The organism is Aeromicrobium sp. 10G20-16 (assembly GCF_055809665.1).
The window spans coordinates 1,300,080-1,316,634 of sequence record NZ_CM147919.1 but is presented as its reverse complement, the minus strand read 5'-3'; the positions used below and the strand labels follow the sequence as shown (position 1 = coordinate 1,316,634).

Below are 16,555 nucleotides of genomic sequence, written 5' to 3'. Positions count from 1 at the left end.
CGGATGGTTGACGATGGAGTGGTGACACAGACCCTGACCCCCGTTCCTGCACGCGAGGTGCGACCGACCCACGTCGCCACCGCGCTCGTGGCGCTCGCGCTCGGTGGGTTCGCCATCGGGACCACCGAGTTCATGACCATGGGTCTGCTTGAGGACATCGCCGACGGCATCAACCGGTCGAACGCCACGACCGGCCACATCATCAGTGCCTACGCGTTCGGCGTGGTGGTGGGAGCGCCGGTCATCGTCGCCCTGGGCGCGCGGTTGCCGAAGCGCGAGCTGGCCATCGGCCTGATCCTCGCGCTCGGCATCGGCAACGCCTTGACGGCCCTCGCCAGCGGCTACACGCCGGTGCTCGTCGCACGGTTCATCGCCGGTCTGCCGCACGGCGCGTACTTCGGTGTCGCGTCGCTGCTCGCTGCCTCGCTGGTGCGGCCTGAGTTCAAGGGCCGCGCCGTCAGCTCGGTGATGCTCGGGCTGTCGGTCGCGACGGTCGTGGGCGTCCCGGCCAGCACGCTGCTCGGCCAGACGCTCGGCTGGCGCAGCGCCTACTGGGTCGTCCTCGGCATCACGGTGGTGACCGCCGCCATGATCTGGGCCTTCGTGCCGCACTCGCCGGCGAACCTCGACACCTCGGTGCGCGGCGAGCTGTCGGCGCTCAAGAACACCCAGGTCCTGTTCGCGGTGTCAGCGGGCATGGTCGGCTTCGGCGGGCTCTTCGCGATGTACAGCTACATCGCCCCGATCGTCACGCAGGTCATCGACCTCGACGAGCGCTGGATCGCGGTGTTCCTGCTGTCGTTCGGCATCGGCAGCGTCCTCGGCGCCTGGCTGGCCGGGATCCTGGCCGACTGGAACGCCGAGCGGTCGGTCCTGATCGGCTTCGGCTCGTTGGCCGCGACCCTGCTCGTGTTCTGGTTCGTCGCGTCGCAGGCCGTGCCGGCCGCCGTGCTGGTCTTCGTCATCGGCGTGATCGGCTCCGTGCTCGCGATCAACCTGCAGGTGCGGCTGATGTCTGCCGCAGGCGACGCCGAGATGCTCGGCGCTGCCCTCAACCACTCGGCGCTCAACGTCGCCAACGGGTTGGGTGCCGCGCTCGGATCGGTCGTCATCGCAGCCGGGTTCGGCTACAGCGCCTCCAGCATCGTCGGTGCCGCCCTGGCCGTCCTCGGCCTGGTGATCTTCGCGACCGGGTTGACCGTGCAGCGCCGCACGCGCGTCAGCGAGGCGGACGACACGACCCGCGAGCGCCAGCGGCGTGCGAGCTCGAAACGGCTGGGGACGTCCCAGCGTCGCATCGCGTCCGCCACGTGCTTCTCCACCGACTTGACGCTGATGGCGAGCTCGTCGGCCACCTGCTGGTTCGAGCGACCGGACGCCACCAGCTCGGTGACCTCGGACTGACGTGGTGTGAGGGGCGGCAGGAGCTCGGTCGTGGGATCGGGCTCGGGTGCGCCCACCGCGTCGAGCAGGCCCACGCGGGTCGCCACGCCGAAGGCTCCGAGGACACGGGAGACGTGGCCGCGAACGGTGTGGGGCGAGAGATACAGGTCGCGTGCGATCTGCACGATGTCCTGGCCCTGCAGCACCAGCTGACCGATCTCGCGCTCGCGCTCGGACAGCACCTCCCATCCGCCGTGAGCCAGCGGGGGCAGCCGTCGCCCTGCCGTCCCGAGGGTGCGGGCGGCGGCTCGGCGGACGGCGCTGTGCCCGGCGGCGTCGCTGTCCGCCACGAGGGCGCGCAGCCGGCGCGTGGCCTCCGAGACGTGGTGGTCAGCGATGTGCGCACGGGCGAGGACGACCTCGGACTCGGCAGCCTCGACGTGCCGGTCGTGCGAGCGACACGCGGTGACGCTGCTCTCCGCGAGACGGACCGCCTCGCGGGCGTCGCCGAGGGCGAGAGCGAGGCGGCTGCGCAACCGGTCGACGGTCGGTCCGGCGGTGGGGTGGTCGGCGATCGGCGCGGCCTGCACCTCCCAGGCGACGGCGGCCTCGAGGTCGCCCTCGTCCAGCGCCGCGACGACCAGCAGCTCGAGCCCGAGGGCGCGATCGATGATCGGGACCCGATCGAGTCCGGCGCTACCTCCCGCGCGGAGCACGAGTGCTGCAGCGGTCGCCGAGTCCCCGACCGCGATCGCGCCGTAGGCCGTGAGCAGGCAGGCGCCGCGATCGAGGTAGTCCGTCGGTTCGCCGGTGAGGTGCACGGCGTCGATCGCCTGGTCGGGGGAGGAGTTCCCGCGCACGAGGTCGTCCACGGAGCGCCTCAGGGCGGCCAGCCGACCGGTGGGGGCGGCCCGCTCGCCGATCTCGTCGAGGGCGGGCAGCATCGCGACGGCCTCGGCGATGCGAGCCGAGAAGGCAGCGACCCGCACGGACGTCGCCTGCATGACGACCGCGAACGGGTGGTCGTCCCACGCGGCGGCGGGTGCTGGTCGGCCCGCGAGGACGGCAGCGGCGTCGTCGATGCGCGCGCAGGCGAGGGCAGCCTCCGCCGCGAGGTAGCGCGCGAGGCTCGCCGGACGGTCGTCGCTGCTCGGCACGATCGAGAGCAGCTCCTCGAAGACGGCCTCCCCGTCGTCGTGCCAGCCGTCGGCATGTCCCGCGAGAGCCAGCGCGAGCGCCCCGACAGCCAACGGGCGGTCGGCTGGGGTCGCGGTCCGGACTGCGTGACGTGCGTCGGCGTGCGACGCGACGAAGTCGCCGTCCCAGAACGCCGCCAGGGAAGCGAGGGCCAGGGCGGGCGCCCCGAGGCGCGGCGCAGCACCCACGCAGGTCTGCCGGATGGCGCTGGGACCGTCGCCCTCGGCCAGGGCGCGCAGGACGTCGTCGGTGAGGCAGCTAGCTCCACATCCGGATCGTAGGGCACCTGACCTGCAATGACGCCGAATCCCTACCATCGAATTCGTCACCTCACGGCGTGCGCGCGGGCACAGTGTCCTCAGGCACTCACCCTCCAGGAGACTCCCATGCGCCGCGCCCTCATCGTCTTGCTGCTTCCTCTTGCTCTCGTGTCGGCCTGTGGCGACAAGGAGACCGGGAGCGCGAGTCCCGCAGAAGTCGTGACGTCCGAGGCGGGTGACGCCACGGCAGCCGCGCCCGACTTCTGCACCGCACTCACCGCTGAGCAGGTCGGCACGGCCGTCGGTGCCACCGTGACCCTGCAGCCCGGTCCGTCCGGCGGCTGCGAGTTCACCCAGGACGATGCCCGTGCCCCGAGCGGCAGCATCGGCACCGTGGCGCTCGACACCCAGAACGGCGGGTTGGACGGCTACCTCGCCGGCACGAAGGCCGCGATGGAGAGCCCGACGGTGCACCAGCTCAGCGGTGTCGGCGAGTCCGCGTTCATGGCCACCGGGACCGTCGCGGGGGGCGAGAACCTGCAGGGCCAGGGTGCCGCTGTGGCTGGCGGACTGATCGTCACGGTCAACATCGCGCAGGGCAACGGGCTGAGCGATGCCGACGTCACCGACATCGGCACCCAGCTGCTCACGCTGGCCGTGGGTGCCCTGTGACGAGCGCCAGTAGCGGTGGGCACCGCTCTGGAGGCATGTCCGAGGGTCTGCGTAGGCTGAGATCCGGTGACCTTTTGCGCTGAATAAAACCTGCAATGCCAGGAGAAAAAGTCGATCAATGCCTTGCGCGACTGGGGCATCGTCGGCTAGAATCGAACACATGTTCGACATGCTTCGAGGGGCGGTGGCCGCGTTGGAGGCGGTCCCTCTCGACGCGTACGTCGCACTGTCGCCGGCCGAGCAGTCGGCTGCCTGCGAGCAGCTCGCTCGGCTCGAGGCGCGGGTGCAGGCCCACCGGTTGGCGGCGGCCCGAGCGGCGGACCAGACGGGCGCTGCGCGCGCCACCGGCGCCTCGTCCACCGGGGCGATGCTCGCCGGCCAGTTCGGTGGTGATCAGCGGTCGGCCGGACGCATGCTCAAGCAGGCCCAGAAGCTCGCGCCCGTCACCGCCACCCAGGACGCCATGGCCAGGGGTCAGGTGTCGCTGGCACAGGCCGAGCTGATCGCCGACACCGTCGCCGGCCTGCCCGGCACGTCCACGGCCGAGCAACGGCAGGCGTGCGAGGCGCAGCTGCTGTGCGACGCGCCCCGCCTGACCCTCAAGGACCTGTCCCGGCGCGCCGACCGCATCACCGAGGTCTACGCACCCGACCAGGTCGACCAGCGCGAGAACCAGATCCTCGAGTCACGCGAGCGGCGGGCCCGGCGCGAGTCCTACCTGTGGATCGCAGATCGCAAGGACGGCACCTTCAAGGGCGAGTTCGTCGTCCCCGAGGCGCAGGGCGCCATGCTCAGGTACGCGCTCGACGCCATCAACGCTCCCCAGGTGCGCTCCGCCGAGACTGCGCAGGACGCCACGCTCGATGCACCCCGCACGCACGGCCAGCAGATGGCCGACGCGTTATGCGCGCTCGTCGAGGCACTGCCGGCCGACCACCTGCCGCAGACCGCCGGCACCGGCGCGACCATGACGGTCAACGTCGACCTCGAGGTGCTGCAGGGCAAGGTCGCCGCCGCCACCCTCGCCGATGGCACTCGCATCTCGGCCGGTCAGGCACGGCGCATGGCGTGCGAGCTGAACATTCTCCCGCAGGTCCTCGGCGGTGCCTCGGTTCCGCTCGACCACGGCCGCACCAAGCGGCTGTTCACCTCCAGCCAGCGGCGGGCGTTGGCCCACCGCGACGGCGGCTGCTCGTTCCCCGGCTGCGACCGACCACCGTCCTGGTGCGTCGTCCACCACGCGCGAGAACGCTGGGCCGACGGTGGGACCACCGATCTCGACGACGGGGTCCTCATCTGCCCCGCCCATCACCGCATCGTCCACGACGACCATTGGCAGATCGATTTCGCCGCCGATGGCGTTCCCGAGTACCGACCACCCGGGGGAGAGCTCCGCCGACATCAGCGGTACCGCCCCGCCCGGGCCGCCTAGTCGAACACGACGGTGCGCGGACCGTTGCGCAGCACGCGTGACTCGGCGTGCAGCTGCACCGCCCGCGACAACGTCTGCGACTCCACGTCGCGACCGGCTCGGGCCAGGTCGGCCGCCGTCATGCGGTGATCCACGCGCAGCACGCCCTGGTTGATGATCGGCCCCTCGTCGAGATCGGCCGTCACGTAGTGGGCCGTGGCACCGATCAGCTTCACCCCCCGATCGTGGGCCTGGTGGTACGGCCGAGCGCCCTTGAAGCTGGGCAGGAAGCTGTGGTGGATGTTGATGGCCCGCCCCTCCAGGGCGCGGCACGCGTCGTCGGTGAGGATCTGCATGTACCGCGCCAGGATCACCACGTCGATGGCCAGCTCGTCGACCAGTGACAGCATCAGCGCCTCGACCTCTGCCTTGTCCGAGCCGACGTGGAAGGGCACGTCGAACGAGGACGCCAGCTTCTCCAGGTCGCGGTGGTTCGACACCACCGCAGGGATCTGGATGTTCAGCCCGCCCGTGCTCTGCCGGTACAGCAGGTCGTTGAGGCAGTGACCCTCGGTCGAGACCATGACCAGTGCGCGCATCGGCTGCTCGGCCACCACCAGCCGGAAGTCCATGTCGTGCTCGCGGGCCACGGCGGAGAAGTCCGGCGGCTCCGGGTGCTCGAAGTGCACGCGGAGGAAGAACTCGCCGTCCGAGGTGTCGGTGAACTGCTGGCTGTCCAGGATGTTGCCGCCGGACTCGGCGATCCACCGGGTCACGGCGAACACCAGACCGGGGCGATCCGGGCACGAAAGGGTCAGGACGTAGGACACCGCGTCAGCCTAGGGCTTCAGCAGCTCGTAGCCGATCAGGTCGTCGTGGGTGCCGTCGCCCAAGGTCTCGGCGCGGTGCTGGGTGCCGTAGGGCGTGAACCCGGCTGCCGCGGCCACGGCGTTGCTCGCGGCGTTGCTCGCAGCTGCGTAGAGCACCAGTCTTTCTCGGCCCAGCGCAGTCCACGCGTGGTCGATGGCCAGGCGGACCGCCTCGGTCATCACGCCACGACCGCGGGCGTCGGGGTGCAGCCAGTAGCCGATCTCGCCGCTGATGCCGCGCAGGTCCATGACGGCGATGTTGCCGAGCAGCTGGTCGGAGGCGCGGTCGGCGATGCACCACGTGGCCTTGGTGCCGGTGGCGGCGTTCCACGCGCAGTCTGCGACGTACCGCTCGGCCACCGCCCGGGTGTACGGGGACGGGAGGCCGGTCAGCCAGTGCTGGCTGACCGGGTCGCTGCAGGCCTCGATGCTGCGGTCGAGGTCGCCGGGACCGAACGGCCGCAGTCGCAACCGGTCGGACTCGATGACCTCCGAGCCCACCCACGGGTTGCGGGGGAGTGGAGCGTCGCCGAAGCGGAACGACGCGGTCCACGCGTCGACCACGCGGCCGCGCTCGTGCAGCAGACCGGGGATCGCGCCGTGCAGGGTGAAGCCGGCTGCGTGGGCGACTCGCAGCGACGCCGTGTTGCCCACGTGGGCGCGCCAGTGCACGACCTCCACAGCGGTGTTGGTCAGCACCCAGTCGACGGCCAGCCGCACCGCACGCACCATGGCGCCACGACCGCGGGCCCACGGGTGCAGCACGAAGCCGATGTCGGCCACCGGCTCGGAGCGGATGTCGAGGTTGCCGGCGAAGCGGCCGTCCAGCTCGATCGCCCAGCCGCGGGCCGTGCCCTCGTTCCACCCCGCCGGGACGTGCTCGAACGCGAAGCTCTCGCTCATCTCGCGGGTGTTGTCCAGCGGGATGACGGTCCATCGGATCGACTCGGGGTCGTGCGTCATCTCCAGCATGTCGTCGAGGTCGCCGGGCACGTGGGCCCGCAGCGTCACCACGCCGTCCGACAGGACCGGCACGCTCATCGGCCACTGGTCCAACGACAGGGTCATCCGCGGAACGGGTCGGCCGGGTACACGCCGAGGACTCGCACCTCGGTGGTGAAGAAGGTCAGCTCGTCGAGCGCCCGGGCCAGACCGGGGTCGTCCGGGTGACCGTCGACCTCGGCGAGGAACTGCGTAGCGGTGAACTCACCACCGACCATGTAGCTCTCGAGCTTGGTCATGTTGACGCCGTTGGTCGCGAAGCCGCCGAGCGCCTTGTACAGGGCGCTGGGCAGGTTCTTGACGTTGAACATGAACGTGGTGACCGTGGGCGGCCCGGGCAGCGGGATCTGCGGCTCCGGCGCCAGCACCACGAAGCGGGTGGTGTTGTGGTCCTCGTCCTCGATGTCGGAGGCGAGCACCTCGAGGCCGTAGATCTCGGCGGCCAGGGGCGGAGAGATGGCCGCCTGGGTCGGGTCGGACGCGTCGGCGATCTCGCGAGCGGCCCCCGCCGTGTCGCCGGAGATGATCGGCGTCAGCCCGTGCTGACGGATGATCTTGCGGCACTGGCCGAGGGCGTGCACGTGGCTGTGCACCGTGCGGATGGTCTCCAACGACGACCCCGGGACGCCGAGCAGGCTGAACTGGATGCGCAGGAAGTGCTCGGCGACGATGTGCAGGCCCGAGGTGGGCAGGAAGTGGTGGATGTCGGCGACCCGGCCGGCGATCGAGTTGTCGATCGGGATCATCGCGAGGTCGGCCTCGCCACCGGCGACCGCCGCGAACACGTCCTCGAACGAGGCGCACGGGAGCGCCTCCGCGTCGGGGTAGTGCTCCTTGCAGACGATGTGGGAGTTGGCTCCCGGCTCGCCCTGGTAGGCGATGCGTTGGCGGCTGGTCACCTGCCCAGTCTCCCACTGGCCGAGGACCGGGCAGGCGAGCGGTTCAGCTCGTGGCGATCAGCTCACCGGAGCGGACGGCGTCGGCCTCGAGGTCGCGCACGATCGGCAGCACCTTCGCGCCGAAGTACTCGATGTCCTCGAGGTAGTGCAGGAACCCGAGAAGGAACAGGTCGACGCCGAGCTTCTTGTACTCCACGATGCGGGTGGCGACCTGCTCGGGAGTGCCGATCAGGCCGGTGCGGAAGCCGTCGTTGTACTGCACGAGGTCGCGGGTCGTCGAGTCCGACCACATGCCCTTGCCGTCGCTCGTCGAGGCGCCGGCCTGCTGGACGGCCTGCCGGAAGCCTTCGACGGCCTCGGGGTTGGCCTTCTCGATGATCTCCTCCAGCACGGCGTGTGCCTCGTCCTCGGAGTCGCGGGCCACGACGAAGCCGTTGAGCCCGAACTTCACCTGACCGGCGCGCCCGGCCGCGGCGGCGTGCGCGTTGACCTCCTCGTACTGCTCGACGAAGCCGCCGAAGTCCTTGCCGTTGGACAGGTACCAGTCCGCGACGGTGCCGCCGTTGTATCGGGCGACGGTGGAGTTGCCGCCCTGGAAGATCTCCGGGTGCGCGCGCCCGGGCACGTCCACCGGCGACGGTTGCAAGGTGAAGTCGTGGATCCGGTAGAAGTCGCCGAGGTGGCTGAACTCCTTCTCGGTCCACAGCCCGCGCAGCACGCGCATGAACTCGTTGCTGCGGCGGTAGCGCTCCCCGTGCTCGAGCCACGGCTCGCCGAGGTCGGTGAACTCGTCCTTGAACCAGCCGCTGACGACGTTGACGGCCGCCCGGCCGTTCGAGATGTGGTCGGCGGTGATGATGAACTTCGCGAGCACGGCCGGCTGCCACAGGCCGGGGTGCACCGCGGCGATCACCTTGAGCTTCTCGGTCCTGGCCAGCAGGCCCAGCGAGATGCTCGTGGACTCGTGCTGCTGGTCGGCGCCGTACGACGCGGTGTAGCGCACCTGGCTGAGGGCGTACTCGAAGCCGACCTTCTCGGCGAGCCGGGCGACCTCGACGTTGAAGTCGAACGACCAGTCGGTGCGCTGCTCGATGGTGCTGGTGACCAGGCCGCCGGAGACGTTGGGGACCCAGTAGGCGAACTTCAGGGGATCGGTGGACATGGCGTGCCTTTCGTGAGGTGGATCAGAAGGGTTGGTGTGTTCCGAAGGTGCGTTGCCAGTAGGTGAGGGGGCGCCCCGCAGTGGTGTCGGCGTCGACGACATCACCGATCACGAGCACGTGATCGCCGGCGGGGACGGTGCTGGACACCTCGCCGAGCACCCACGCGTGGGATCCGATCAGCCGTGGGGCCCCGTCGTCGGTCCACTCCAGGTCGGCGAACCGGTCGTGCAGGCGCTGCGAGAACCGCAGGGCCACCTGGTCCTGGTGCGCGGCCAGGACGTTGATGCCGAACCGCCCGCCCCGCTGCAGTCGAGCCAGCAGGCTGGACGTGCGTGCGAGCGACACCACGACCATCGGCGGGTCCATCGACAACGACATGACCGAGCTGACGGTGGTGCCGTGCGGCACCCCTCCGTCAGAGGTCGTGACGATGGTGAGACCGGTGGGGAGGTTGCCCATGGCCCTGCGCAGGGCAGCCTGGGTGCCGAGATGCTCGCTGACGGTCATGAGCACCACGGTGACGAGTTTTCGTCAGGACTCCAGACCGGCTCACCACGTGAGACATCGGCCGACCGGCCGTGAGTCGTGCTACTCCGCGCGCGCCCCCGCGGCCGGGCGAACGGTGAACAGCGTCGGCGTCTTCCAGTCGCGGGCGGCGAACGCAGCCTCGACGGCTCCCTTGAGCGGCAGCAGTCGATCGGTCGGGGCCAGGGCGATGACGCTGCCGCCGAACCCGAACCCGGTGAGTCGCGCGCCGAGCGCGCCGGCCTCTAGCGCGGCCTCGACGGCGGCGTCGAGCTCGGGGCTGCTGACGCCGAGGTCGTCGCGCAGTGAGGTGTGCGAGGCGGTGAGCATGGTGCCGAGCTGGGCCCAGTCGTGGCCGGCCAGCGCGCGCACCGCACCCTTCACGCGGGCGGTCTCGGTGAGGACGTGGCGGGCCCGCGCGCGCAGCGTCTCGTCGTCGAGGCGGTACAGCGAGTCGAGCGTGACGTCGGCCAGGTGCTCCAGGCCCAGCTGTTCGGCGGCGGCGCGGCACTCGTCGCGGCGGCGGGTGTACTCGCCGCCCGTGACGGCGTGCTGCACGCCGGTATCGATGACGACCAGCGACAGACCGTCGTCGCCCCAGTCGATGACGACCGGCTGCACCGAGCCGGTGCGGGTGTCGATGAGGCTGGCACCGTCGTGTGTCACGGCCAGCTGGTCCATGACGCCCGTGGGCACGCCGAGGTAGTCGTTCTCGCTGCGGCGCGCCACGGCCGCCACGGCGGCCGCGTCGAGCTCGACGCCAGCCAGGTCGGCCAGTGCCATGGCGACCCCGCACGCGACCGCGGCCGACGACGAGAGTCCGGCACCTGACGGCAGCGTGGACTCGATGACGAGGTCGGAGCCCGTCACGGGGTGCCCGTCCTGACCGAGCGCCCACGCGACACCAGCGGTGAGCGCAGCCCACCCGGTGACCTCTCCGAGCGCCACGGAGGTGGGGAACGCGGCCTTGTCGCCGCCGGACCACACGTGGATCTGGTCATCGGCACGTCGGCGCGCCTTGACCACCACCCCGCGGTCGATGGCCATCGGCAGCACCGGCCCGCCGTTGTGGTCGAGGTGCTCGCCGATCAGGTTGACCCGGCCCGGAACGCAGAACCGTCGCACGTCAGTCACCCGGCCGAGCCTAGCGAGAGGCCCCGCTGCGTGGCTGGCATGATTCACAGCATGGGGCACACCACGGCTGGACGACCGCGCGCACTCTCCGGAGCGCAGCCCACCGCCGACTCGTACCACCTCGGGAACTACTTCGGCGCCTTCAAGCAGTGGGTCGCCCTGCAGGACGAGTTCGAGGCCTTCTACTTCATCCCGGACCTGCACGCCATCACCGTCCAGTACGACCCGGAGCAGCTGCGCGAGCGCACCTACATCGCGGCCGCGCAGATGATCGCCGCGGGGGTCGACCCGGCCCGCAGCGCGCTGTTCGTGCAGAGCCACGTGCCCGAGCACGCCCAGCTGGCCTGGGTGCTCGGCGGCGTCACCGGCTTCGGCGAGGCCAGTCGGATGACCCAGTTCAAGGACAAGAGCGTCAAGGGTGGCCAGGACTCCTCGAGCGTGGGCCTGTTCACCTATCCGATCCTGATGGCCGCCGACATCTTGGTCTACCAGGCCGACAAGGTGCCGGTGGGCGAGGACCAGCGCCAGCACGTCGAGCTGGCCCGCAACCTCGCGCAGCGGTTCAACCACCGCTTCGGTGACACGTTCACCGTCCCGGCGGCGCACATCGTGAAGTCGACGGCCAAGATCTACGACCTGCAGGACCCCACGACCAAGATGAGTGGTTCCAACCAGTCGCACGCCGGCGTCGTCGACCTCACCGACACCCCGAAGCAGGTGGCCAAGAAGCTGCGGTCGGCGGTCACCGACTCCGGCAGCGAGATCGTCTTCGACCCCGAGAACAAGCCGGGCATCTCGAACCTGCTGACCATCTACTCGGCGCTGACCGACCGGCCGGTGCCCGAGATCGTCGCGGAGTTCGAGGGCCAGCAGTACGGGCACCTCAAGGTCGCGCTGGGTGATCTGCTGGCCGACTTCGTGGGTGCCTTCGGTGACCGCACCCGCGAGCTGCTGGGCGACCGGGGCGAGCTGGACCGCATCCTCGCCGACGGTGCGGCCAGGGCCCGCGAGGTGGCCACGCCCACCCTGGAGCTGGTCTACGAGCGCTCGGGATTCGTGTCTCCGGGGTCCTTCTGAGATGTCGGAGATCGGCATCCTGATCGACCTGCCGGGGCCGATCGGCGCCCAGCTCGACGACGTGCGTGCCGAGCTGGGTGACCCGACCGCCCGCACGGTGCCCAGCCACCTGACGCTCGTGCCGCCCATGGAGGTGGCGGCCGGACGACTCGAGCAGCTGGAGAGCGACCTCGTCGACGTGGCTGCCGCCATCGCGCCCTACCCGATCCGGTTGCGCAGCACCGGGACCTTCCGGCCGATCTCGCCGGTGGTCTTCGTGGCGGTGAGCCTGGGCATCTCCTACACCGAGATCCTCGCCCACCGGGTGCGCGCCGCGGTGGGCGGCGTCGAGCTGGACTTTCCCTACCACCCGCACGTCACGGTGGCCCAGGACGTGGACGACGCGACCCTCGACCGCGCCTACGAACGGCTGCGCGACTTCGAGACCGAGTTCCTCGTGAGCGGATTCACGTTGTACCGCCGCGAGGCCGACGCCCCGTGGGCGCGGCAGCGCTCGTTCGCGCTAGACGGTCGCCAGGTGGGCGCGTAGCTCGACCACGAAGGCTCGAACGGCCAGCGGCAGGGTCGCGCTGGGCCGGTGGGCGATCGCGATGACGCGCTCCAACGGCGGAGAGTGCAGGATCGATGCCTTCAGCGCCGGGCGTGAGGGCATGACCATCTCCGGCACGACGGCGTGGCCGAGCCCCGCCTCCACGAACCGCAGCACGCCGCCCATCTCGCCGCCCTCGATGGCCAGCGTCGGCACGAAGCCCGCCTGCGTGCAGGCGCGCCACGTGACGTTGCGCAGGTCGTAGCCCTCTCGGAACATCACCAGCGGCAGCCCCTGCAGCTCGGCGATGGTGAGGCGGTCGGCGACGTCGGCATCGCGGTGGCTGGCCAGCACCAGGCGTTCGCGCAGCACCGGCGTGGTCTCGATGTCGGTGTCGCCGGCCTGCAGCGGCGCGATCAGCAGGGCGACGTCGAGGCGTCCCTCGGTGAGCTCGCGGGTCAGCACGCGCGACCCGCCCTCGTGCACCTCCAGCTCGATCTCGGGGTGCAGGTCGTGGAACGCCGCGAGCGCCGCCGGCAGCAGCCCGTCGCACATCGACGGCGTGGCGCCGAGACGGACGCGCCCACGCTGCAGGTCGGCCACCTCGCGGACCGAGCGTTCGGCCGCCTCGACCTCGATGAGGATCCGCTGCGCGTGGGGGAGGAGGGCCTCGCCGGCGGTCGTGAGCTCGATCGCACCGCGTCCTCGGGTGAACAACGGCGTGCCGAGGCTGTTCTCGAGCACGCGGATCTGCTTGGACAGGGTCGGCTGGGAGACGCCGGTCTCCTCCGCCGCTCGGGTGAAGTGCCTGCTCAGGGCCACGGCGACGAAGTAGGTGAGCTGCTGCACCTGCATGTCGCCAGTGTGCCATGCCCGTTGGCTATGAAGGTGGGCCTCATCATCACTTAGCCAGAATGGTCATCGCGGCCTAACCTGAGCACGTGGCCACACTCCAGACGCAGGGAACGTCGGCGCGCACGTCGACCGTTGCCCTCAAATACGCGATGGCGGTGTCGGGGCTCATCATGGTGGGCTACCTGATCCTGCACATGTACGGAAACCTCAAGGCCTTCGCCGGCCCTGACGCCTTCAACGAGTACGCAGAGCACCTGCGCGAGATCGGCGAGCCGATCCTGCCGCACGAGGGGCTGCTGTGGATCGTGCGCGTCGTGCTGCTCGCGGCGGTCCTGCTCCACGCCTACTGCGCGATCACGCTGTGGCTGCGCAACCGCAAGTCCTCGGGGCTGGTGGCGGGCAAGCGCTACCAGACCAAGCAGAACCCGCGGGGCAACCAGCGCAGCTACGCGTCGTTCACGATGCGGTGGGGTGGCGTGACGATCGCGCTGTTCATCGTCTTCCACATCCTGAACCTGACGACCAACACCATCCACCCCGGTGGTCCGGGCGACACCCCCTACGACAAGCTCCACAACAGCTTCGAGTTCTTCTGGGTGCTGCTGGCCTACACCGTCGCGATGATCGCGGTCGGCTTCCACCTGTGGCACGGCTTCTGGAGCGCGCTCACGACGCTGGGCCAGAACCACAGCGCCACCCGCCTGCAGTCCTCGGCCAACACCGCAGCGATCGCACTGGCAGCGCTCATCACGATCGGCTTCCTCGCGCCGCCGTTCTCGATCTACTTCTTCGGACTCGGAGGCTGACATGACTGACGTCGCAGACCAGTACCACGACACCGGCGAACCCATCGCCGACACGAAGGCCCCGTCCGGTCCGATCGAGAAGCGCTGGGACGAGCGCAAGTTCAGCGCGAAGCTGGTCAACCCCGCCAACCGACGCAAGATCAAGGTCATCGTCGTCGGCACGGGCCTGGCCGGTTCCTCCGCAGCAGCCACCCTCGGCGAGGCCGGGTACCACGTCACCAGCTTCTGCTACCAGGACAGCCCGCGCCGCGCCCACTCGATCGCCGCGCAGGGTGGCATCAACGCCGCCAAGAACTACCGCAACGACGGCGACAGCGTCTACCGCCTGTTCTACGACACGGTCAAGGGCGGTGACTTCCGGTCGCGCGAGTCCAACTCGTACCGCCTGGCACAGGTGTCGGTGAACATCATCGACCAGTGCGTGGCCCAGGGTGTCCCGTTCGCCCGTGAGTACGGCGGACTGCTCGACAACCGCTCGTTCGGTGGCGTGCAGGTGTCGCGCACCTTCTACGCCCGCGGCCAGACCGGCCAGCAGCTGCTGATCGGCGCCTACCAGGCACTGGAGCGTCAGGTCGCCGCCGGCACCGTCGAGGTGCACACGCGCCACGAGATGCTCGACCTGATCATGGTCGCCGACGAGTCCGGCACCGAACGAGCACGCGGCGTCATCGTCCGCGACATGGTCACCGGCGAGATCGAGACCCACACCGCCGACGCGGTCGTGCTGGCCACCGGTGGCTACGGCAACGTCTACTACCTGTCGACCAACGCCATGGGCTGCAACGTCACCGCCACCTGGCGCGCGCACCGTCGCGGCGCCTACTTCGGCAACCCCTGCTACACGCAGATCCACCCGACCTGCATCCCGGTGTCGGGCGACTACCAGTCCAAGCTGACCCTGATGAGCGAGTCGTTGCGCAACGACGGCCGCATCTGGGTGCCCAAGAAGGGCGGCGACGATCGCCACCCGTCCGACATCCCCGAGGACGAGCGCGACTACTACCTCGAGCGCATCTACCCGGCGTTCGGCAACCTGGTGCCGCGCGACATCGCCTCGCGTGCCGCCAAGTACCAGTGCGACGACGGCAAGGGGGTCGGCCCCGGCGGCCTCGGCGTCTACCTGGACTTCGCCGACGCCATCGAGCGCATGGGTCGCAAGACCGTCGAGGCCAAGTACGGCAACTTGTTCGACATGTACGAGCGCATCACCGGCGAGAACCCGTACGAGCAGCCGATGCGCATCTACCCGGCCGTGCACTACACGATGGGCGGCCTGTGGGTCGACTACGACCTGCAGAGCAACCTGGACGGCCTGTTCGTCACCGGCGAGGCCAACTTCAGCGACCAGGGTGCCAACCGTCTGGGCGCCTCGGCGCTCATGCAGGGCCTGGCCGACGGCTACTTCGTGCTGCCGAACACGCTGGCCAACTACCTGGCCGACAGCCCGTTCGAGCCGGTCCCCGACGACCACCCGGCCGTCGTCGAGGCGCGTCAGGCGGTCGAGGAGCGCATCGCGACGTTCCTGTCCATCGACGGCAACCGCACGGTCGACTCGTTCCACAAGGAGCTCGGCCACATCATGTGGGAGCACTGCGGCATGGAGCGCAGCGAGGAGGGCCTGACGAAGGCCATCGACCTCATCCGCTCCCTCAAGGCCGAGTTCTGGAGCAACGTCAAGGTCACCGGCGTCAACGAAGAGCTCAACCAGACGCTGGAGAAGGCAGGCCGCGTGGCCGACCTGATCGAGCTCGGGGAGCTGATGTGCATCGACGCCCTGGCCCGCGAGGAGTCCTGCGGAGGTCACTTCCGGACCGAGAGCCAGACCGAGGACGGCGAGGCACTGCGCCACGACGACAAGTTCGCGTACGTGGCCGCATGGGAGTTCGGCGAGGAGAAGCCGGTCCTGCACAAGGAGATGCTCGAGTACGAGTACGTCGAGATGAAGGCCAGGTCTTACAAGTGATCGGGAGCAGCAAGTGAACATCACCGTTCGGGTGTGGCGTCAGAAGAACGCCGACAGCAAGGGCCAGATGGTCACCTACGGCGTCGAGGACGTCTCCGCGGACATGTCGTTCCTGGAGATGCTCGACGTGCTCAACGAGCAGCTGACGCTGACCGGGGACGATCCGATCGCGTTCGACCACGACTGCCGCGAGGGCATCTGTGGCGCCTGCGGCGTGGTCATCAACGGCATCGCGCACGGCCCCGAGGTCACGACCACGTGCCAGCTGCACATGCGGTCGTTCGAGGACGGTGCCGTCATCGACATCGAGCCGTGGCGCGCAGGAGCCTTCCCGGTCGTCAAGGACCTGGTCGTCGACCGCTCGGCGTTCGACCGGATCATCCAGGCCGGCGGCTACGTCTCGGCCCCCACGGGCTCGGCGGTCGACGCCAACAGCACCCCCGTGCCCAAGGAGGACGCCGACCACGCGTTCGAGTCGGCCACGTGCATCGGCTGCGGCGCCTGCGTCGCGGCGTGCCCCAACGGCTCGGGCATGCTGTTCACGGCCGCCAAGATCACCCACCTCGGCCTGCTCCCGCAGGGTCAGCCCGAGCGTGAGTCGCGCGTGATCGACATGGTCAACCAGCACGACCACGAGGGCTTCGGAGGCTGCACCAACATCGGTGAGTGCACCGCGGCGTGCCCCAAGGAGATCCCGCTGAGCAACATCGCCCAGCTGAACCGCGACCTCCTCGGCGCCCTCGCCAAGGGCAAGGCCTGACGCCCAACGCCCGACACGACGTCCCGCGAGTGGCGCAAACTGGCTGAATT

15 protein-coding genes and 1 pseudogene are annotated in these 16,555 nt (G+C 69.9%); 8 read left to right on the top strand and 8 right to left on the bottom strand.

Going from position 1 to position 16,555, the window contains the following annotated elements:
• The first annotated feature begins 21 nt into the window (after positions 1-21).
• Positions 22-1,404, top strand: a complete 1,383-nt coding sequence (locus AC0L5F_RS06615) for an MFS transporter (protein ID WP_473315829.1) — start codon at positions 22-24, stop codon at positions 1,402-1,404.
• On the opposite strand, the pseudogene AC0L5F_RS06610 reads toward AC0L5F_RS06615, so the two are convergent.
• Positions 1,317-2,327: pseudogene (locus tag AC0L5F_RS06610) on the bottom strand (LuxR C-terminal-related transcriptional regulator); the annotation flags it as partial. The gene AC0L5F_RS06615 and the pseudogene AC0L5F_RS06610 overlap by 88 nt on opposite strands.
• A 639-nt stretch (positions 2,328-2,966) precedes the next feature.
• Between AC0L5F_RS06610 and AC0L5F_RS06605 the strand changes: the two are divergent.
• Both AC0L5F_RS06605 and AC0L5F_RS06600 read left to right on the top strand, forming a co-directional pair.
• A complete protein-coding gene (locus AC0L5F_RS06605) occupies positions 2,967-3,512 on the top strand; it encodes a hypothetical protein (protein ID WP_473315828.1) in 546 nt (181 codons plus the stop codon).
• Positions 3,513-3,672: 160 nt separating this feature from the next.
• Complete coding sequence (locus tag AC0L5F_RS06600; protein ID WP_473315827.1) at positions 3,673-4,944, top strand: HNH endonuclease signature motif containing protein; 1,272 nt, start codon at positions 3,673-3,675, stop codon at positions 4,942-4,944.
• Here the strand turns inward: AC0L5F_RS06600 and purU are convergent.
• The 6 genes from purU to AC0L5F_RS06570 form a co-directional block, all read right to left on the bottom strand.
• Positions 4,941-5,753, bottom strand: coding sequence for a formyltetrahydrofolate deformylase (gene purU / locus AC0L5F_RS06595; RefSeq protein ID WP_473315826.1), 813 nt, complete (start codon positions 5,751-5,753; stop codon positions 4,941-4,943). The two genes, AC0L5F_RS06600 and purU, sit on opposite strands and share 4 nt — an antisense overlap.
• Positions 5,754-5,762: 9 nt before the next feature.
• Positions 5,763-6,833, bottom strand: a complete 1,071-nt coding sequence (locus AC0L5F_RS06590) for a GNAT family N-acetyltransferase (RefSeq protein ID WP_473315825.1) — start codon at positions 6,831-6,833, stop codon at positions 5,763-5,765.
• 23 nt (positions 6,834-6,856) lie between these two features.
• Positions 6,857-7,693, bottom strand: coding sequence for a prephenate dehydratase (locus AC0L5F_RS06585; RefSeq protein ID WP_473315824.1), 837 nt, complete (start codon positions 7,691-7,693; stop codon positions 6,857-6,859).
• Between the two features lie 43 nt (positions 7,694-7,736).
• Positions 7,737-8,855, bottom strand: coding sequence for a dimethylsulfone monooxygenase SfnG (sfnG, locus tag AC0L5F_RS06580; RefSeq protein ID WP_473315823.1), 1,119 nt, complete (start codon positions 8,853-8,855; stop codon positions 7,737-7,739).
• 22 nt (positions 8,856-8,877) lie between these two features.
• Positions 8,878-9,363: a flavin reductase family protein gene (locus tag AC0L5F_RS06575; protein WP_473315822.1), complete on the bottom strand. Its 486-nt coding sequence runs from the start codon at positions 9,361-9,363 to the stop codon at positions 8,878-8,880.
• 81 nt (positions 9,364-9,444) lie between these two features.
• Positions 9,445-10,515 (bottom strand): galactokinase, encoded by a 1,071-nt coding sequence (locus tag AC0L5F_RS06570; RefSeq protein WP_473315821.1) that lies wholly within the window; start codon positions 10,513-10,515, stop codon positions 9,445-9,447.
• A 51-nt stretch (positions 10,516-10,566) separates the two neighbouring features.
• Between AC0L5F_RS06570 and trpS the strand changes: the two genes are divergently transcribed.
• On the top strand, positions 10,567-11,592 hold the full coding sequence (gene trpS / locus AC0L5F_RS06565) for a tryptophan--tRNA ligase (RefSeq protein WP_473315820.1): 1,026 nt from the start codon (positions 10,567-10,569) through the stop codon (positions 11,590-11,592).
• A gap of 1 nt (position 11,593) precedes the next feature.
• Entirely contained in the window at positions 11,594-12,121 is a 528-nt protein-coding gene (locus AC0L5F_RS06560) for a 2'-5' RNA ligase family protein (RefSeq protein ID WP_473315819.1), read from the top strand.
• On the opposite strand, the gene AC0L5F_RS06555 is transcribed toward AC0L5F_RS06560, so the two are convergent.
• Positions 12,095-12,976 (bottom strand): LysR family transcriptional regulator, encoded by an 882-nt coding sequence (locus AC0L5F_RS06555; protein ID WP_473315818.1) that lies wholly within the window; start codon positions 12,974-12,976, stop codon positions 12,095-12,097. The genes AC0L5F_RS06560 and AC0L5F_RS06555 overlap by 27 nt on opposite strands.
• An 86-nt stretch (positions 12,977-13,062) precedes the next feature.
• On the opposite strand from AC0L5F_RS06555, the gene AC0L5F_RS06550 reads away from it, so the two are divergent.
• The 3 genes from AC0L5F_RS06550 to AC0L5F_RS06540 are packed head-to-tail and all read left to right on the top strand — an operon-like array spanning position 13,063 to position 16,505.
• Complete coding sequence (locus AC0L5F_RS06550; RefSeq protein ID WP_473315817.1) at positions 13,063-13,782, top strand: succinate dehydrogenase cytochrome b subunit; 720 nt, start codon at positions 13,063-13,065, stop codon at positions 13,780-13,782.
• A 1-nt stretch (position 13,783) separates the two neighbouring features.
• The gene (locus AC0L5F_RS06545; protein ID WP_473315816.1) at positions 13,784-15,745 is read left to right on the top strand and encodes a fumarate reductase/succinate dehydrogenase flavoprotein subunit; all 1,962 of its coding nucleotides are present in this window, start codon (positions 13,784-13,786) and stop codon (positions 15,743-15,745) included.
• A 13-nt stretch (positions 15,746-15,758) separates the two neighbouring features.
• On the top strand, positions 15,759-16,505 hold the full coding sequence (locus AC0L5F_RS06540; RefSeq protein WP_473315815.1) for a succinate dehydrogenase/fumarate reductase iron-sulfur subunit: 747 nt from the start codon (positions 15,759-15,761) through the stop codon (positions 16,503-16,505).
• Positions 16,506-16,555 lie beyond the last annotated feature (50 nt).

Coding starts and splice junctions, on each gene's coding strand:
- AC0L5F_RS06605 (WP_473315828.1), top strand. CDS start 2,967: ATGCGCCGCGCCCTCATCGTCTTGCTGCTTCCTCTTGCTCTCGTGTCG.
- AC0L5F_RS06600 (WP_473315827.1), top strand. CDS start 3,673: ATGTTCGACATGCTTCGAGGGGCGGTGGCCGCGTTGGAGGCGGTCCCT.
- AC0L5F_RS06590 (WP_473315825.1), bottom strand. CDS start 6,833: ATGAGCGTGCCGGTCCTGTCGGACGGCGTGGTGACGCTGCGGGCCCAC.
- sfnG (WP_473315823.1), bottom strand. CDS start 8,855: ATGTCCACCGATCCCCTGAAGTTCGCCTACTGGGTCCCCAACGTCTCC.
- AC0L5F_RS06575 (WP_473315822.1), bottom strand. CDS start 9,363: ATGACCGTCAGCGAGCATCTCGGCACCCAGGCTGCCCTGCGCAGGGCC.
- trpS (WP_473315820.1), top strand. CDS start 10,567: ATGGGGCACACCACGGCTGGACGACCGCGCGCACTCTCCGGAGCGCAG.
- AC0L5F_RS06560 (WP_473315819.1), top strand. CDS start 11,594: ATGTCGGAGATCGGCATCCTGATCGACCTGCCGGGGCCGATCGGCGCC.
- AC0L5F_RS06555 (WP_473315818.1), bottom strand. CDS start 12,976: ATGCAGGTGCAGCAGCTCACCTACTTCGTCGCCGTGGCCCTGAGCAGG.
- AC0L5F_RS06545 (WP_473315816.1), top strand. CDS start 13,784: ATGACTGACGTCGCAGACCAGTACCACGACACCGGCGAACCCATCGCC.